This window comes from Streptomyces sp. CA-288835 (genome assembly GCF_050936385.1).
Classification (GTDB): Bacteria; Actinomycetota; Actinomycetes; order Streptomycetales; family Streptomycetaceae; genus Streptomyces.
This window is the reverse complement of the sequence record NZ_JBNJMW010000001.1, coordinates 5,906,129-5,921,286: the sequence shown is the minus strand read 5'-3', so window position 1 is coordinate 5,921,286 and position 15,158 is coordinate 5,906,129. Positions and strand designations below refer to the sequence as shown.

12 protein-coding genes are annotated in these 15,158 nt (G+C 70.4%); 4 read left to right on the top strand and 8 right to left on the bottom strand.

The genetic code is table 11. From position 1 onward, the window contains the following. Positions 1 to 416 precede the first annotated feature (416 nt). The 3 genes from ACQEVY_RS26980 to ACQEVY_RS26970 form a co-directional block, all read right to left on the bottom strand. On the bottom strand, positions 417 to 1,226 hold the full coding sequence (locus ACQEVY_RS26980; RefSeq protein ID WP_432952010.1) for a class I SAM-dependent methyltransferase: 810 nt from the start codon (positions 1,224 to 1,226) through the stop codon (positions 417 to 419). Between the two features lie 269 nt (positions 1,227 to 1,495). Beyond that, on the bottom strand, positions 1,496 to 2,029 hold the full coding sequence (locus tag ACQEVY_RS26975; protein ID WP_432952009.1) for an EamA/RhaT family transporter: 534 nt from the start codon (positions 2,027 to 2,029) through the stop codon (positions 1,496 to 1,498). Between the two features lie 43 nt (positions 2,030 to 2,072). Beyond that, positions 2,073 to 2,387: an SH3 domain-containing protein gene (locus ACQEVY_RS26970; protein WP_432952008.1), complete on the bottom strand. Its 315-nt coding sequence runs from the start codon at positions 2,385 to 2,387 to the stop codon at positions 2,073 to 2,075. A 183-nt stretch (positions 2,388 to 2,570) separates the two neighbouring features. Here ACQEVY_RS26970 and ACQEVY_RS26965 point away from each other — a divergent pair, with 183 nt between their 5' ends. Beyond that, positions 2,571 to 4,802 (top strand): serine/threonine-protein kinase, encoded by a 2,232-nt coding sequence (locus tag ACQEVY_RS26965; RefSeq protein WP_432952007.1) that lies wholly within the window; start codon positions 2,571 to 2,573, stop codon positions 4,800 to 4,802. Between the two features lie 87 nt (positions 4,803 to 4,889). Here the strand turns inward: ACQEVY_RS26965 and ilvD are convergent, their stop codons facing one another. The 4 genes from ilvD to ACQEVY_RS26945 all read right to left on the bottom strand — a co-directional run bounded on the left by ilvD (position 4,890) and on the right by ACQEVY_RS26945 (position 9,421). Beyond that, positions 4,890 to 6,743 carry a dihydroxy-acid dehydratase gene (ilvD, locus tag ACQEVY_RS26960; protein ID WP_432952006.1) on the bottom strand — a complete coding sequence of 618 codons (1,854 nt, stop codon included), beginning with the start codon at positions 6,741 to 6,743 and terminating at the stop codon, positions 4,890 to 4,892. Positions 6,744 to 6,878: 135 nt separating this feature from the next. Beyond that, positions 6,879 to 7,496: a TetR family transcriptional regulator gene (locus tag ACQEVY_RS26955; RefSeq protein WP_432952005.1), complete on the bottom strand. Its 618-nt coding sequence runs from the start codon at positions 7,494 to 7,496 to the stop codon at positions 6,879 to 6,881. After that, a complete protein-coding gene (locus tag ACQEVY_RS26950; RefSeq protein ID WP_328770842.1) occupies positions 7,493 to 8,317 on the bottom strand; it encodes a sugar phosphate isomerase/epimerase family protein in 825 nt (274 codons plus the stop codon). The genes ACQEVY_RS26955 and ACQEVY_RS26950 overlap by 4 nt, the downstream gene beginning before the upstream one ends. A 171-nt stretch (positions 8,318 to 8,488) precedes the next feature. After that, entirely contained in the window at positions 8,489 to 9,421 is a 933-nt protein-coding gene (locus ACQEVY_RS26945; protein ID WP_432952004.1) for a Ppx/GppA family phosphatase, read from the bottom strand. Between the two features lie 72 nt (positions 9,422 to 9,493). On the opposite strand from ACQEVY_RS26945, the gene ACQEVY_RS26940 reads away from it, so the two are divergent. Further along, entirely contained in the window at positions 9,494 to 10,408 is a 915-nt protein-coding gene (locus tag ACQEVY_RS26940) for a hypothetical protein (protein WP_432952003.1), read from the top strand. 14 nt (positions 10,409 to 10,422) lie between these two features. Here ACQEVY_RS26940 and ACQEVY_RS26935 read toward each other — a convergent pair whose 3' ends face one another. Beyond that, on the bottom strand, positions 10,423 to 12,234 hold the full coding sequence (locus tag ACQEVY_RS26935; RefSeq protein WP_432955413.1) for a hypothetical protein: 1,812 nt from the start codon (positions 12,232 to 12,234) through the stop codon (positions 10,423 to 10,425). 257 nt (positions 12,235 to 12,491) lie between these two features. On the opposite strand from ACQEVY_RS26935, the gene radA reads away from it, so the two are divergent. Together radA and disA are read left to right on the top strand one after the other, a co-directional pair. Further along, entirely contained in the window at positions 12,492 to 13,901 is a 1,410-nt protein-coding gene (gene radA, locus ACQEVY_RS26930; RefSeq protein ID WP_432952002.1) for a DNA repair protein RadA, read from the top strand. An 81-nt stretch (positions 13,902 to 13,982) separates the two neighbouring features. After that, positions 13,983 to 15,107: a DNA integrity scanning diadenylate cyclase DisA gene (disA, locus tag ACQEVY_RS26925; RefSeq protein WP_328770837.1), complete on the top strand. Its 1,125-nt coding sequence runs from the start codon at positions 13,983 to 13,985 to the stop codon at positions 15,105 to 15,107. Positions 15,108 to 15,158: the final 51 nt, after the last annotated feature.

The window sequence follows — 15,158 nt, the reverse complement described above, 5'->3', positions numbered from 1 at the left end:
GGCGCGTCGAGGTGAGGGCGCGCGTGTGCGTGTGATGCCCGCGGGGGTTAGGGCGCGCGTGGGTGTGAGGCCCGCGTGGTCATGAGGCCCGGTTGGGCGCGACGCCCGCGTGGACATGAGGCCCGGGTGGGCATAAGAGCGCGCGTGGGCGCGAGGGCCCCGTGGGCATGAGGGGAGTCAGAGCGCGGCGCCCGGTGGGCATGGCGGGGGGGGCGGAGTGCGATGGGCCCACGTAGGCGTGAGGGCAGGCGGAGCGCGGGTGGCTCGGGTGGGCATCGCGGGAGGCGGGGCGCGAGTGGGCAGGCGGAGTGCGGGTTATCCGGCAGTTGCCGCTCACCGCCAGGTCGCGATTGTCGGCGGGTCCTTGAGTGCCGGGTGCCGTGCGGTGGGGTTCCAGGCGGGGATGTCAGGTGGGGTCAGGAGGTGCTGGTTGGGGTGGTGGCCAGCAGGAGGATTACGTCGTAGACCTCCTCGACGGTGCCGTCTGGGAAGGCCTTGAGCAGGTGCTGGCGTTCCTCGGCGAGGAAGGCTGCGGTGCGTTCTTCGCCGTTGACGAGGAAGATCGAGTGGCTGCCGATATTCGCGAGGTGGGTGTCGACGGGGACGTGGCGGCTCCAGCGGATCGTGCGGCGGGTGAAGTCGAGGCGGCCGGTGGGGTCGGCGAGTGCGGCACTGACTTCGGGGCCGTTGCCGTTTCGGTCGACCTCGCGGGCGGTGCCGAGGTGGCGCTCGATGCGGGTGGCCTGCTCGGCGATCCACGGGAGTTTCAGGGCGCTGGTGTTCCACCACAGCGCGAGCGAGCCGCCTGGGCGCAGGACGCGGAGTGCCTCCGGAACCGAGCGGGCCGGGTCGGTCCAGTGCCAGGACTGGGCGTAGGTGAGGAAGTCGATGGAGGCGGCGGCCAGGGGAAGGGAGTTGCCGTCGCCACGCAGGAGGGGCACGTCGGGGAGGGTGCGGCGGAACTGAGCTCCCATACCGTCGCCCGGTTCGACCGCGATCACATCGGCGCCACGGCCGTGCAGCAGGGCCGTCGCTATGCCCGTACCGGCGCCGATGTCCGCGACGCGGGAGCCGGCGAGGGGGTGGCCGGCCAGGTCTTCGATCGCGTCGAAGAGGGCGGGCGGGTAGGAGGGACGGTTGGCGGCGTACTGGGCCGCGGCGGCGTTGAAGGAGTGGGCCCGGGTGGCATGGAGGGCGGAAGGCTGTGGCGGGGGCGTCGTGGGCATGTGGCCATGGTGGCCGGGGGTAGGTGGCGGTGACAGTGAGTTTTCAGTGAGAGATGGCCGTGAGTTTCCGGTGAGGGATGGCGGGGCGGTGGTTGGACAGCCAAGTGCTCCGCTGGGTGAGGCGGTTTCGAAGCTGCCGGTCCGTTGTGGCTGGTCGCTCCCCCACTCTCGACTCCGCTCGAGCGGGGGGACCCCCATCGCGGCGGAGCCGCAAATCGATACAGCCGCGCGCCCCTGGAGGGCGCGGTACCGCTCCGCCAGGCGGCTCGCTAAGAACGGCGGCGCTTCTTCGATGGGTTGCCCGTGCGGCGGGTGGTGCGTTTCTCGTGTTGCTTGCGGGCCGTTTCGTATTCCTCGCGGTGGAGTTTTTCGCCGGGGGCCTCTATGAGGGAGCGGAAGAAGTAGGCGAGGAGGGAGCCGATGAAGCCGATGGCCAGGAGGCCGCGGAGGGAGGCCTGGCGTTCGGGGTCGGGGCGGCGGGTGTAGCTGCCCCAGGTGTGGCGGAAGGCCAGCGCGCTGCAGATCGTGAACATCACGACCATGAGGAGCGTGACGAAGCCGCCAGTCTCGGCGATCCGCAGACCCTCGTAGGCGAAGCGGAGGATCAGGCAGGCGGCGGCAGCCGCGGCCAGCGAGCCGGTGGCTGCGGCGATGCGGCGGGCGGCGTAGCCGTGGTCGTGGTTCAGCCAGGTCGTGCCGAAGAAGCGGATGGGTTCGGGGCGGGGGCCGGTGGCAGCCGTGGGGCCCGGGGAACCCTGGGAGCCCGCGGTGGTGGTGTCCGGGGTGCCGTTCTCTGCGCTCACGCGTCTGATTATGGCTCCGGAGTTGCCGCGGGCTCCGCCGGGTTCAGGAGCAGCGCGGTGCTACGTAGCCGTCGCTGCCGGTGTTCACGTACGTATCCGAGATGTACTCGCCGTTCGCGACGTTGTCCCAGATGTTCGACGTGCCGTACGGGCCCGCGACCCGTGTGCCCGGCGTCTGGCAGTGGATGGGCACGCGCGCCCCCTCCGGGAGGACCCGGACGATGCGGTAGCTGGTGCCGGGGCCGCTGCGGACGTTGACCCGGTAGCCGGGCGCGACCGAGTAATAGCGCACGGCCGCGGTGGTGACGTCGTCCGTCTCGTCTCTGCCCGCCACCTCTTCTGCACGGTCAACTGACATGCAAAACCTCCCCCGTTGAGCCCCATGTCTGTCATGGGGTCCCGTTGATTCCCCTAAATCACGTCATGAAACACATGTACACAACTCGCACATGGAGATTAACAAGCCACCTCAGCCCCGTACGAGACATCGACTAGGCTCCGTGCGTCGCGCGCGCGGACGATCAGCACGGGGGTGTTTCCCATGGCGCCACAGCGGGACGCGGGAGCGGGCGCGGAAGCGGAACTTCCCGAGTACGCCGGTCACTACCGGCTCGAGTCCTGCCTGGGTTCGGGTGGCATGGGCGTCGTACATCTGGCCCGGAGCACGTCCGGGATGCGGGTCGCCGTGAAGGTGGTGCATGCCCAGTACGCCAAGGACCGTGAGTTCCGGGGGCGTTTCCGGCAGGAGGTGGCCGCGGCGCGCAAGGTCAGCGGTGCCTTCACCGCGCCGGTCGTCGACGCCGATCCGGAGGCCGAACGGCCCTGGATGGCCACGCTGTTCATCCCGGGTCCGACCCTCGCCGATCAGGTGAAGCGGAACGGGTCCATGCCTCCGGCGCAGTTGCGCCGTCTGATGGCCGGGCTCGCGGAGGCGCTGCGTGACATTCACCGCGTCGGGGTGGTGCACCGGGACCTGAAGCCGAGCAATGTGCTGCTCGCCGAGGACGGACCGAAGGTCATCGACTTCGGTATCTCCCGGCCGAAGGACAGTGAACTGCGCACCGAGACCGGCAAGTTGATCGGTACGCCGCCCTTCATGGCGCCGGAGCAGTTCCGGCGGCCTCGGGAGGTCGGGCCCGCCGCCGACGTTTTCGCGCTCGGGTCGGTGATGGTGCACGCGGCGACCGGGCGTGGACCGTTCGACTCGGACAGCCCGTACATCGTCGCCTACCAGGTCGTGCACGACGAGCCGGACCTGACCGACGTACCGGAAGAGCTCGCGCCGCTCGTACTGCGCTGTCTGGCGAAGGAGCCCGAGGACCGGCCCACGCCCGACGAGTTGATGCGGGAACTGCGGTCGGTGGCGGCCTCGTACGACACGCAGGCGTTCATACCGGGGCAGCGGACGGGGTGGGACGCGCCGGCGCCGAGACCTAAGCCTCGTACGGAACGTACGGAAGAGCCCGTAGGAACCGAAGAAGCGGAACAGGCCCACGAGTTCGCTGCGGGAGCCGGACGGAAAGCAGCAGAACCAGAGGAAGCGGAAGCAGCAGCCCACGAAGCCGGACCGCAGCCCAGAAAGCGCCTCGTCAGACGAGCCGCCCTCGGAGCCGGAGCGCTCGGGCTCGCCGCGCTCGGTGTGCTGGCCTCCGTAACGCTGCTCGATGACGGAGGTGCGGCAACGGCGCCGAAGGGCAACGCGGCGCGGAGCGCACCGGCGCGGTTCAAACCATGGGAAGTGAAGGCAACGTCCGGGGACGGCGGCCAAGGCGCGCCCCAATGCTCGTACGGAGCAGGGAAGTTGCTGTGTGCGCAGACTGGGCTGGTCTTCGCTCTCGATCCTTCTGACGGCCGTCGGTTGTGGCGGCACTCCGTCGCCGACGAGACCTCGAGCGGGCCGCCCCTCCTGTCGGCCGGGCTCGTGCAGGCCTCATTGGACGATCAGGGGCGTCGTACGGCGGCGCTCGACCCCGCCTCCGGCAAGGCCCGCTGGCAGCGGAACCTGCCCGCGCACAACGGCATCGCGAGCGCCGGGGGCATGCTGCTCCTCACGGGCGCCGACGGGACGGTCACCGGGGTGGACGGCGCCTCGGGCGACACGAAGTGGAGCCGTCCGATTCCGGGGCACGCCACGCCGTACTTCACCACGTTCGCCGGGGACCCCCTCGCGTACGCGATGAGCACGTCCGACGACGGGACGAGCACCCACATCACGGCGGTGGATCCGCGGACGGGCGAAGTGCGGTGGGACGCGCGGCTGCAGGGGCAGTTGGAGCTCCTCGGCACGGCGGACGGGCACGCCTTCTTCACCTCGGCAGATGCCCTGTACGGCGAGACGAAGGCCGTCGTCCGTTACACCCCGGACGGCGGAAAGACGCGGCGAGTAGCCCTGCCCGTCGCGCTCTCGGAGGCCCACGGCACCGTGCGCGGAAATGTCGTCCACCTCAGCGGCACCGGCGGAACGCTGGTCGCCGTCGATATGGAAGCGCGCCGGCACCTGTGGCGGCTGGAGACGGGCGCCTCCCGGACCTCAGGTCCCGTGGCCGACGACCGGCATGCGTACGTCAGCGCCCCTGACGGGCGGCTCCTCGCCGCCGACGCCCGCACCGGCAAGCTCCTCGGCCAGACGCCCCCACGGCTCGGCAAGCAATCCGACCGGGTCGCGGGGTCCCTTCCGGAGCCCGTGATCGCCGGCGGTCGCGTGTATGCCAGCGCGCCCGACGGCACCGTGTTCGCCGTCGACGGCGGCGATCCGTCGACCTGGTCGCGTTAGGTACACACAGGAAAGTACGCGAAAGGACCGCCCCCGACGAACAGGAGGCGGCCCTTATTCAGCGTTCAATTAGCGCTCACCTAGGACTCAGCCCAGCATGGACACATCCCGCACAGCGCCCTTGTCCGCGCTCGTCGCCATCGCCGCGTATGCCTTCAGGGCCGCCGAGACCTTTCGGTCGCGGTTCTTCGGGGCGTACGTGCCGTTCAGGGCCGTGCGGCGGGTGGCCAGTTCCTCTTCGGAGACCAGGAGGTCGATCGAGCGGTTCGGGATGTCGATGCGGATGCGGTCGCCGTCCTGGACCAGGGCGATCGTGCCGCCGGAAGCCGCCTCCGGGGAGGCGTGGCCGATCGACAGACCCGAAGTGCCGCCGGAGAAGCGGCCGTCCGTGACCAGGGCGCAGGCCTTGCCGAGGCCGCGGCCCTTCAGGTACGAGGTCGGGTAGAGCATCTCCTGCATGCCGGGGCCGCCCTTGGGGCCCTCGTAGCGGATGACGATCACGTCGCCCTCGGAGATCTGCTTGGCGAGGATCTTCTCGACGGCTTCCTCCTGCGACTCGCAGACCACCGCCGGGCCCTCGAAGGTCCAGATCGACGCGTCGACGCCGGCCGTCTTCACGACGCAGCCGTCCACGGCGAGGTTGCCCTTGAGGACGGCCAGGCCGCCGTCCTTCGAGTACGCGTGGGCGACATCGCGGATGCAGCCGTTCGCCGCGTCCGTGTCGAGGTCCTCCCAGCGCTCGGACTGGGAGAAGGCCTCGGCGGAACGCTTGCAGCCGGGGGCGGCGTGCCACAGCTCCATGGCTTCCTCGGACGCAGAACCGCTGCGGATGTCCCAGGCGTCCAGCCACTCCTTGATGGAGGGGCTGTGGACGGTGTGGACGTCCTCGTTCAGCAGGCCGCCGCGGTAGAGCTCGCCGAGGATCGCGGGGATGCCGCCGGCGCGGTGCACGTCCTCCATGTAGTACGTCCGCGTCGGCGCGACGTTGGGCGCGACCTTCGCGAGGCAGGGGACGCGGCGGGAGACGGCGTCGATGTCGTTCAGGTCGTAGTCGGCCCCGGCCTCCTGGGCGGCGGCCAGCAGGTGCAGGATCGTGTTGGTGGAGCCGCCCATGGCGATGTCGAGGGCCATGGCGTTCTCGAAGGCCGCGTGGGTGGCGATGTTGCGCGGGAGGACGGAGGCGTCGTCCTCGTCGTAGTAGCGCTTGGTCAGCTCGACGACGGTGGCGCCGGCCCGCTCGTACAGCTCCTTGCGGGCCGTGTGCGTGGCGAGCACCGAGCCGTTGCCGGGGAGGGACAGGCCGATGGCCTCGGTCAGGCAGTTCATGGAGTTGGCGGTGAACATGCCGGAGCAGGAACCGCAGGTGGGACAGGCGTTCTCCTCGATACGGAGGATGTCCTCGTCCGAGACCTTGTCGTTGACCGCGTCGGAGATCGCGTCGATCAGGTCGAGCGTACGGACCGTGCCGTCGACCAGCGTCGCGCGGCCGGCCTCCATGGGGCCGCCGGAAACGAAGACCGTCGGGATGTTCAGGCGCAGGGCTGCCATGAGCATGCCCGGGGTGATCTTGTCGCAGTTGGAGATGCAGATCAGGGCGTCGGCGCAGTGGGCTTCCACCATGTACTCGACGCTATCCGCGATCAGGTCGCGGGAGGGGAGGCTGTACAGCATGCCTCCGTGGCCCATCGCGATGCCGTCGTCGACGGCGATCGTGTTGAACTCGCGCGGGATACCTCCGGCCGCCGTGATGGCCTCGCTCACGATCCGGCCGACCGGTGCCAGGTGGGTGTGGCCGGGCACGAACTCGGTGAAGGAGTTGGCGACCGCGATGATGGGCTTCCGGCCGATGTCCGCGCCCGGTACACCGGAGGCGCGCATAAGGGCGCGTGCGCCCGCCATATTGCGGCCGTGGGTGACAGTGCGGGACCTCAGATCGGGCATCGTCGCTCGCTCCTTCAGAGAGTTCTGACAGATTTCGAGCGTACGCCGGTGCTCCGACATCCCGACGGCTCGTCCGGAATACGGGATGTGTGTCTCGGTCGGCGACCGTGACAAAGACTCGTTCGGGGCCCTCGTTCAGGGACCCGTCAGATGCCCCTGAACCACCGGCGCGATCCTCGCGATGACCTGCTCCGGGTCCGCCGACGCCACCGGCTCGATCTTGATCACGTAGCGCATCATCGCGACGCCCACGAGCTGGGCGGCCGCGAGTTCGGTGCGCAGTTCCGCATCCGGTACGTCGAGGCGGCCGGCGATGCGGCGCATCAGTTGCGCGGCGACGAGGCGGCGGAAGACGGCGGCCGCGGTCTCGTTGTTCACCGCCGACCGGACGATCGCGAGGAGCGGCGTACGGGTCACCGGGTTCTCCCAGAGGCCGAAGATGACGCGGGTCATGCGCTCGCCGACCTCGTCGAGGGGGCCTTCGAGGACCACGTCGCGCACCTTCAGGGTGGCGGGCGAGAAGGCGACCTCGACGGCCGCCTCGAAGACCTGCTCCTTGGTGCCGAAGTAGTGGTGCACGAGCGCCGAGTCGACCCCGGCCGTCTTGGCGATGCCGCGTACGGACGTCTTGTCGTAGCCGCGTTCGGAGAACTCCTCGCGGGCCGCCGCCAGGATGCGGTCACGGGTCGCGGGGGCGTCCGCCGACTGCGTACGGGAGGGCCGTCCGCGGCGTCGGGGGGCCGTGTCGGTCATGAGCCGGCGACCCGCAGCGCCGAGGCGAGGTGGAGCCGGGTGAAGGCCAGCGCCTCGGCGAGGTCGGCCTCGCGTTCGGCGCTGGACATGGCGCGGCGGGTGTTGACCTCGATGACGACGTGGCCGTCGAAGCCGCTCAGCGCGAGCCGCTCGAGAAGCTCGGCGCAGGGCTGGTTGCCGCGGCCCGGGACGAGGTGCTCGTCCTTCGCCGAACCCCGGCCGTCGGCGAGATGGACGTGGCCGAGACGGTCGCCCATACGGTCGAGCAACTGCATCGCGTCGGCGCGGGCCGTGGAGGCATGGCTCAGGTCGATCGTGAAGTGGCGGTAGTCGTCCTTCGTCACGTCCCAGTCGGGGGCGTACGCGAGCATCTCGCGGTCGCGGTAACGCCAGGGGTACATGTTTTCGACGGCGAACCGTACGTCCGTCTCGTTGGCCATCCGCCAGATCCCGGTGACGAAGTCGCGGGCGTACTGCCGCTGCCAGCGGAACGGCGGATGCACGACGACCGTCGAAGCGCCGAGCTTCTCGGCGGCGGAGCGGGCGCGCTGGAGCTTGACCCAGGGGTCGGTGGACCAGACGCGCTGGGTGATGAGCAGGCACGGGGCGTGGACAGCCAGGACCGGGATCTGGTGGTAGTCGCTGAGCCTGCGCAGCGCCTCGATGTCCTGGCTGACCGGGTCGGTCCAGACCATGACCTCGACCCCGTCGTACCCGAGGCGCGCTGCGATTTCGAAGGCCGTCGCTGTCGACTCCGGATAGACAGAGGCCGTCGACAGCGCGACCTTCGCATCCGGGATGCGGACCACTGGTTCTGCCACGAAGGACAGAGTACGGGGTGCCTCCGGCGGTTGTGCGGGGGCGGCTCGCGTTGGCCGAAGGGTGCCGGTTCTTGCCGCCGGGTTCGCCTAAACGCCGTTGGGGTTTTCGCCGTGGGCGAGTGCGGGTTCGTTGTGGTTGATCGCGCAGTTCCCCGCGCCCCTATGGGGCGCTTACGTGGGCGCCATTTGATCCAGGCGCCGGAGGATTACGCCCTCCCTGAGAGCCCAGGGGCAGATCTCCAGCGTCTCCACTCCGAACAAGTCCATCGCGCCCTCTGCCACCAACGCGCCTGCCAGGAGTTGGCCTGCTCTGCCCTCGGAGACTCCGGGGAGTTCCGCCCGCTGCTCTGTCGTCATCGTGGCCAGTTGGGGGACCCAGTCCTCCAGGGAGCGGCGTTTTAGTTCGCGTTGTACGTAGAGGCCCTCTGCTGAGCGGGCGGCTCCTGCTATGCGGGCGAGCTGGCGGAAGGTCTTGGAGGTGGCCACTACGTGGTCGGGGGAGCCGAAGCGGGTGAACTCTCCGACCGTGCGGGCGATCTGGGCGCGTACATGGCGACGCAGGGCCTTGACGTCCGCGGGGTCCGGGGGGTCGCCGGGCAGCCAGGCGGCAGTGAGCCGGCCCGCGCCGAGCGGCAGGGACACCGCCGCGTCGGGTTCCTCGTCGATGCCGTACGCGATCTCCAGGGAGCCGCCGCCGATGTCGATGACCAGCAGCTTTCCGGCTGACCAGCCGAACCAGCGGCGCGCGGCGAGGAAGGTGAGCCGGGCCTCCTCCGCGCCGGTGAGGACCTGGAGTTCTACGCCCGTTTCGGTGCGCACCCGCTCCAGTACGTCGTCGGCGTTGGTCGCCTCGCGTACGGCGGAGGTCGCGAACGTCAGGAGGTCCTCGACGCCCTTGTCCTCGGCCGCGTCGAGTGCCTCCCGGACGACGGAGATCAGTTTGTCGACGCCCTCGGGGCCGATCGACCCGCTCTCGTCGAGCAGCTGGGCGAGCCGCAGCTCCGCCTTGTGTGAATGGGCGGGCAACGGGCGCGCGCCAGGGTGTGCATCCACCACCAGGAGGTGCACCGTGTTCGAACCCACGTCGAGGACACCGAGTCTCATGGACGGAACGCTACTGCGAGCCGGGCCCCCTGCTGGTCCCCGGAGCAGTCTTGGGCGACTTACCCTGGACACGTGCCAAAGACGAAAAAGGCGAAGAACGACAAAAGCGCCAAACCGGCAGGCTCGGACACATCGGCCAAGGGTTCTTCGCAGGCGAAGGCAACCGGCAAGACCAAGAAGTCCCCGAAAAAGTCCCCGAAGCTCTTTCCGCAGAGGGCCGCCGTCCCGGCGTCCGAACCGGACGAGAAGGGGCTCGATTTCGCGCGCGCGTGGGTGGAGTTCCCGGATCCGGCCGACGACGAGCAGGTCTTCCGCTGCGATCTGACCTGGCTGACCTCGCGCTGGAACTGCATCTTCGGCAGCGGCTGCCAGGGCATCCAGGCGGGCCGCGCGGACGACGGGTGCTGCACGCTCGGCGCCCATTTCTCGGACGAGGACGACGAGAAGCGCGTAGCAGGGCATGTGGCGAGACTCACGCCGGAGATCTGGCAGAACCACGACGTCGGCGTCGAGACCGGCTGGGTCTCGACGGACGACGAGGGCTCCCGGCAGACCCGCCCCTACCAGGGCTCGTGCATCTTCCAGAACCGGCCCGGATTCGAGGGCGGCGCGGGCTGCTCGCTGCACATCCTGGCGCTGAAGGAGGGCCGCGAGCCCCTGGAGACCAAGCCGGACGTCTGCTGGCAGCTCCCGGTGCGACGGACGTACGACTGGATCGACCGGCCCGACGACACCCGCGTACTCCAGATCTCGATCGGCGAGTACGACCGCCGCGGCTGGGGTCCGGGCGGCCACGACCTGCACTGGTGGTGCACGTCGGCGACGTCCGCGCATGGCTCCGGTGAACCGGTGTACGTCACGTACCGGCCGGAGCTCATCGAGATGATGGGCAAGGCCGCGTACGACCGGCTGGTCGAGCTGTGCGAGGAACGGCTGGCCTCCCGGCTGCCGCTGGTGGCACCGCATCCGGCCGATCCGGTGGATTGAGCCTTCGGTTCGCTTCAGCTGGCTTGAGGGCTCGGGCTGCTGCTGTCACTCGGCGGCGGGGGCGAGCTCTTGGGCTCCGCGGGAGTGGGGGTCGGGTCCGGCTCGGACGCGGGCGGGTCGGTTGGCGTGGGTTCGGGGGGCGAGGGGGGCGGGTCGCTGGGCGTGGGGCCGGGGTCGGACGGCGTGGGAGCGTTTGGGGTCGGGTCTGGAGCAGGGCCTGGGTCCTGGGGTGACGGGCCCGCCGTGCCATAGCCGTTGATCGAGACCGCCGCGCCCGCGGGTGCGATCGACACCCGTGCGCTCCAGGGGCCGTTCGGCTCGCGGAGAGGGTCGACGTACACCTTGATCATGAACGACTCGCCGGGCGACAGCGTTCCCGACGACTGGCTGAAGTAGAGCCAGGAGGCGCCGGTGTGCGCGGACCAGTGGACCGGTGAACCACCGGATGCCCTCAGGGTGATCAGCGTCATGTCGCCGCTGGAATCGGCCTCTACGGAGAGGCCGTTTTTCCGGTCGCCAGAGGCCCCGCCGGTGACTCGGACGGAGACGTCGGACGAACGTTTTCCCTCCCCGGCGCCTTCGCCGATTCCCTTGCTGAGCTGCGGCTCCGGCTTCCCGTCGGCGCGACCCGCGTTCTTGTAGTCGTCCGATTCGGCTGCGCCGTCCGCGTGCTCGCCGCCGAGTGCGGCGGGGCCGTGTGCCTCGCTCGCGGTGATCGGGCGCCCCGGAGAGCCCTCGCCGGTGAGGGGGGCGCCGCGGTAGGCCGCCCACACGGCGAGTACGGGAGCCGCCACCACGGTGACGACGACCGTCGTCGTGACGGCACGCGCGCGAAGGCGGCTACGGCGGGCCGCGTGGACCTTGGGGTCCATCGGGAAACCGCGCCGGTCGAAGCGCGGAGTGGCACCCCGCGCGCGTGGGGCACGCGCCATCGCCCTGGAGAGGGCCGCGCGCGGGGCTTCGAGTACGGGGAGCGCGGCGGGCGTGACGCTCGTGCCGGGCCAGGAGCCGGGGATCGCGCGCTCGGCGGTACGGCGGCAGCGCGGGCAGTCGTCGACGTGTCGGACCAGTTCGCGGCGCACGGGCGTGCTGAGGACCAGCCGGTCTCCGGTGAGCCGGGCGACGCCCGGGCAGGCGCCGGTCTCGACGACGGCGAGGGCCGCACGGGTGCGCTCGATCTCGCAGGCGGCGGCGCCGAGGAGTTCGCGGGCGGCGAGCAGTTCCATACCGAGGACGGCGGCCACCTCCCGGGCGGCGAGCTGGTGCCGTACGGCGAGTTCGAGCGCTTCGCGCTGCTCGGGCGTGGTCCCTGCGGCCTCCGGCCAGGCGAGTAGGGCGAGTTCCCGACGACGACGGTCCTCTTCGGGGTCTTCTACGTCCGATTCGGCGTCCCACGCGCGCGTGCCGCGACGTTTCTGCCCGGCGGGCCCGGTGGCCCCCGTGCCCTGTTTGGCCTGCCGGCCGGACCGCCGATTGCCCTGCCGGTCGGTGTCCTTGTCCGTGCTCTCGGCGAGCTTGCGGAGGCACGCCCAGCGGGCGAGGGCGTACAGCCAGGCCCTGCGCTCGTCGGTGGCCCGCACGCCGCGCGGGCCGCGGCGCTCGGCGAGCGCGAGGGCGTCACCGAGGGCGGCGACCGCCGCGTCGTGGTCGCAGAGCACGGACAGGCAGTACGTGAACAGGCCGTCCAGATACGGCTCGTAGCGCGCGGGCGGGCACTGGGCCGACGTACGGACCGCTGCCCGGCCGGATGCGGCACGGTCGGGTGCGGCACCGTGCGCCGGGAGTGCGCCGGTGGTGTGCGTGGTGGTTTCCGGACTGCGGCTCATCACCCGAGGGACCGTAGGCGCCGGGTGTGGGCCGCTTCCTCCCGCGTGAGCAGTTTTAATCCATACGGGTGAAACGATCCCTCATAAGGGGACAGGAGTGGTTAATTCCGCGGCGCGTTCCGTACGGATTGCGGCCGGTTTGCGACGGGGTGCCCGATCTCGGCGACGAGGCCGGAAGCACGTGGTCATGGGCAGGTTCGACGGCTGCTTCCTGGGCGGGGACGGCGTTGTCAGTGGTGGCGGTTACGGTTTCGTCCATGGCTGCCCGTACGAAGACCGCGAAGGACCGGCCGTCCTACCGCTGCACCGAATGCGGCTGGCAGACGGCCAAGTGGCTCGGCCGCTGCCCCGAGTGCCAGGCCTGGGGGACGGTCGAGGAGTACGGCGCGCCCGCGGTCCGTACGACGACCCCCGGCCGGGTCACGACGTCCGCGGTGCCCATCGGCCAGGTCGACGGCCGCACGGCGACCGCCCGCCCCACCGGCGTACCGGAGCTGGACCGGGTGCTCGGCGGCGGACTGGTGCCGGGCGCGGTCGTGCTCGTCGCGGGCGAGCCGGGCGTCGGCAAGTCCACGCTGCTGCTGGACGTGGCGGCCAAGTCGGCGAGTGACGAACATCGCACGCTCTACATCACCGGCGAGGAGTCCGCGAGCCAGGTCCGCCTCCGCGCCGACCGCATCAAGGCGATCGACGACCACCTGTATCTCGCCGCGGAGACCGATCTGGCCGCCGTGCTCGGCCACTTGGACGCGGTGAAGCCGTCCCTGCTGATCCTCGACTCCGTACAGACCGTGGCCTCTCCGGAGATCGACGGCGCCCCGGGAGGCATGGCCCAGGTCCGCGAGGTGGCCGGAGCCCTGATCCGCGCCTCCAAGGAACGCGGGATGTCCACCCTCCTTGTGGGCCATGTCACCAAGGACGGCGCCATCGCGGGCCCCCGCCTCCTGGAGCACCTCGTGGACGTCGTCCTGAGCTTTGAGGGCGACCGGCACGCGCGCCTCAGGCTCGTACGAGGCGTCAAGAACCGGTACGGCACGACGGACGAGGTCGGCTGCTTCGAACTGCACGACGAGGGCATCACCGGACTCGCCGACCCCAGCGGCCTGTTCCTCACCCGCCGCGCCGAGCCCGTCCCTGGCACCTGCCTGACCGTCACCCTCGAAGGCCGCCGCCCCCTGGTCGCCGAGGTCCAGGCCCTCACCGTCGACTCGCAGATCCCCTCCCCCAGGCGCACGACCTCGGGCCTGGAAACCTCCCGCGTCTCGATGATGCTCGCCGTCCTGGAGCAGCGCGGCCGGATCAGCGCCCTGGGAAAGCGGGACATCTACTCGGCGACGGTCGGCGGCGTGAAGCTCTCCGAGCCGGCCGCGGACCTGGCGATCGCCCTCGCCCTGGCCTCCGCCGCGAGTGACACTCCTCTCCCCAAGAACCTCGTCGCGATCGGCGAAGTGGGCCTCGCGGGCGAGGTCAGACGGGTCACGGGCGTCCAGCGCAGACTCGCCGAAGCGCACCGTCTGGGCTTCACACACGCGCTCGTACCGGGCGATCCCGGCAAGATCCCTGCCGGGATGAAGGTCCTGGAAGTGGCCGACATGGGGGACGCGCTGCGGGTGCTCCCGAGGTCGCGTCGTCGAGAGGCCCCACGGGACGAGGAGGAGCGCCGGTAGACTTTGCCCAGGTCTCGACCGTCCGTACGAACGAAGTATGCGAAACGGGAGCGCCCCAGATCCTGCGACCGGAGGAGTGCAGTGGCAGCCAATGACCGGGCGGCAGCTCCCGGAAAGTCCGGTGGGAGCTCCGGTGCCGATGGGCTGATGCGCGCCTCACTGAGCGCCGTGGCACCCGGCACGGGTCTCCGCGACGGCCTGGAGCGGATTCTCCGCGGCAACACCGGCGGGCTCATCGTGCTCGGCTGGGACAAGACGGTCGAGTCGATGTGCACGGGCGGCTTCGTGCTGGACGTCGAGTTCACGGCGACCCGGCTGCGCGAGCTGTGCAAGCTCGACGGCGGCATCATCGTCGACAAGGACATCACCAAGATCCTGCGGGCGGGCGTGCAGCTGGTGCCCGACCCGACCATCCCCACCGAGGAGACGGGCACCCGGCACCGCACGGCCGACCGGGTCTCCAAGCAGGTCGGCTTCCCCGTCGTCTCCGTCTCCCAGTCCATGCGCCTGATCGCGCTGTACGTGGACGGACAGCGCCGCGTTCTGGAGGACTCGGCGGCGATCCTCTCCCGCGCCAACCAGGCGCTGGCGACGCTGGAGCGCTACAAGCTCCGCCTCGACGAGGTCGCCGGCACGCTCTCCGCCCTCGAGATCGAGGACCTGGTCACCGTCCGGGACGTCTCGGCCGTGGCCCAGCGCCTGGAGATGGTGCGCCGGATCGCCACGGAGATCGCCGAGTACGTGGTCGAGTTGGGCACGGACGGCCGCCTCCTCTCCCTCCAGCTGGACGAGTTGATCGCGGGCGTCGAGCCCGAGCGGGAGCTTGTCGTACGGGACTACGTCCCGGAGCCGACCGCCAAGCGCTCCCGCACGGTCAACGAGGCCCTCTCCGAACTCAATGCGCTCACGCATGCGGAGTTGCTCGAACTGCCTACGGTGGCGCGGGCATTGGGTTACACGGGCGCGCCCGAGACCCTTGACTCCGCGGTGTCGCCGCGCGGCTTCCGGCTTCTTGCCAAGGTGCCGAGGCTGCCGGGCGCGATCATCGACCGGCTGGTCGAGCACTTTGGTGGGTTGCAGAAGCTGCTCGCTGCGAGTGTGGATGACCTGCAGACGGTGGATGGCGTCGGAGAGGCTCGGGCGCGGAGCGTTCGGGAGGGGCTTTCGCGGTTGGCGGAGTCGTCGATTCTCGAACGTTACGTCTGAGGAACCTGGAGTTTCGTACGTCCCTGACGGAGCCTTCCAGGAACGTACGAA

Coding starts and splice junctions, on each gene's coding strand:
- ACQEVY_RS26980 (WP_432952010.1), bottom strand. CDS start 1,226: ATGCCCACGACGCCCCCGCCACAGCCTTCCGCCCTCCATGCCACCCGG.
- ACQEVY_RS26970 (WP_432952008.1), bottom strand. CDS start 2,387: ATGTCAGTTGACCGTGCAGAAGAGGTGGCGGGCAGAGACGAGACGGAC.
- ACQEVY_RS26965 (WP_432952007.1), top strand. CDS start 2,571: ATGGCGCCACAGCGGGACGCGGGAGCGGGCGCGGAAGCGGAACTTCCC.
- ilvD (WP_432952006.1), bottom strand. CDS start 6,743: ATGCCCGATCTGAGGTCCCGCACTGTCACCCACGGCCGCAATATGGCG.
- ACQEVY_RS26955 (WP_432952005.1), bottom strand. CDS start 7,496: ATGACCGACACGGCCCCCCGACGCCGCGGACGGCCCTCCCGTACGCAG.
- ACQEVY_RS26945 (WP_432952004.1), bottom strand. CDS start 9,421: ATGAGACTCGGTGTCCTCGACGTGGGTTCGAACACGGTGCACCTCCTG.
- ACQEVY_RS26935 (WP_432955413.1), bottom strand. CDS start 12,234: ATGAGCCGCAGTCCGGAAACCACCACGCACACCACCGGCGCACTCCCG.
- radA (WP_432952002.1), top strand. CDS start 12,492: ATGGCTGCCCGTACGAAGACCGCGAAGGACCGGCCGTCCTACCGCTGC.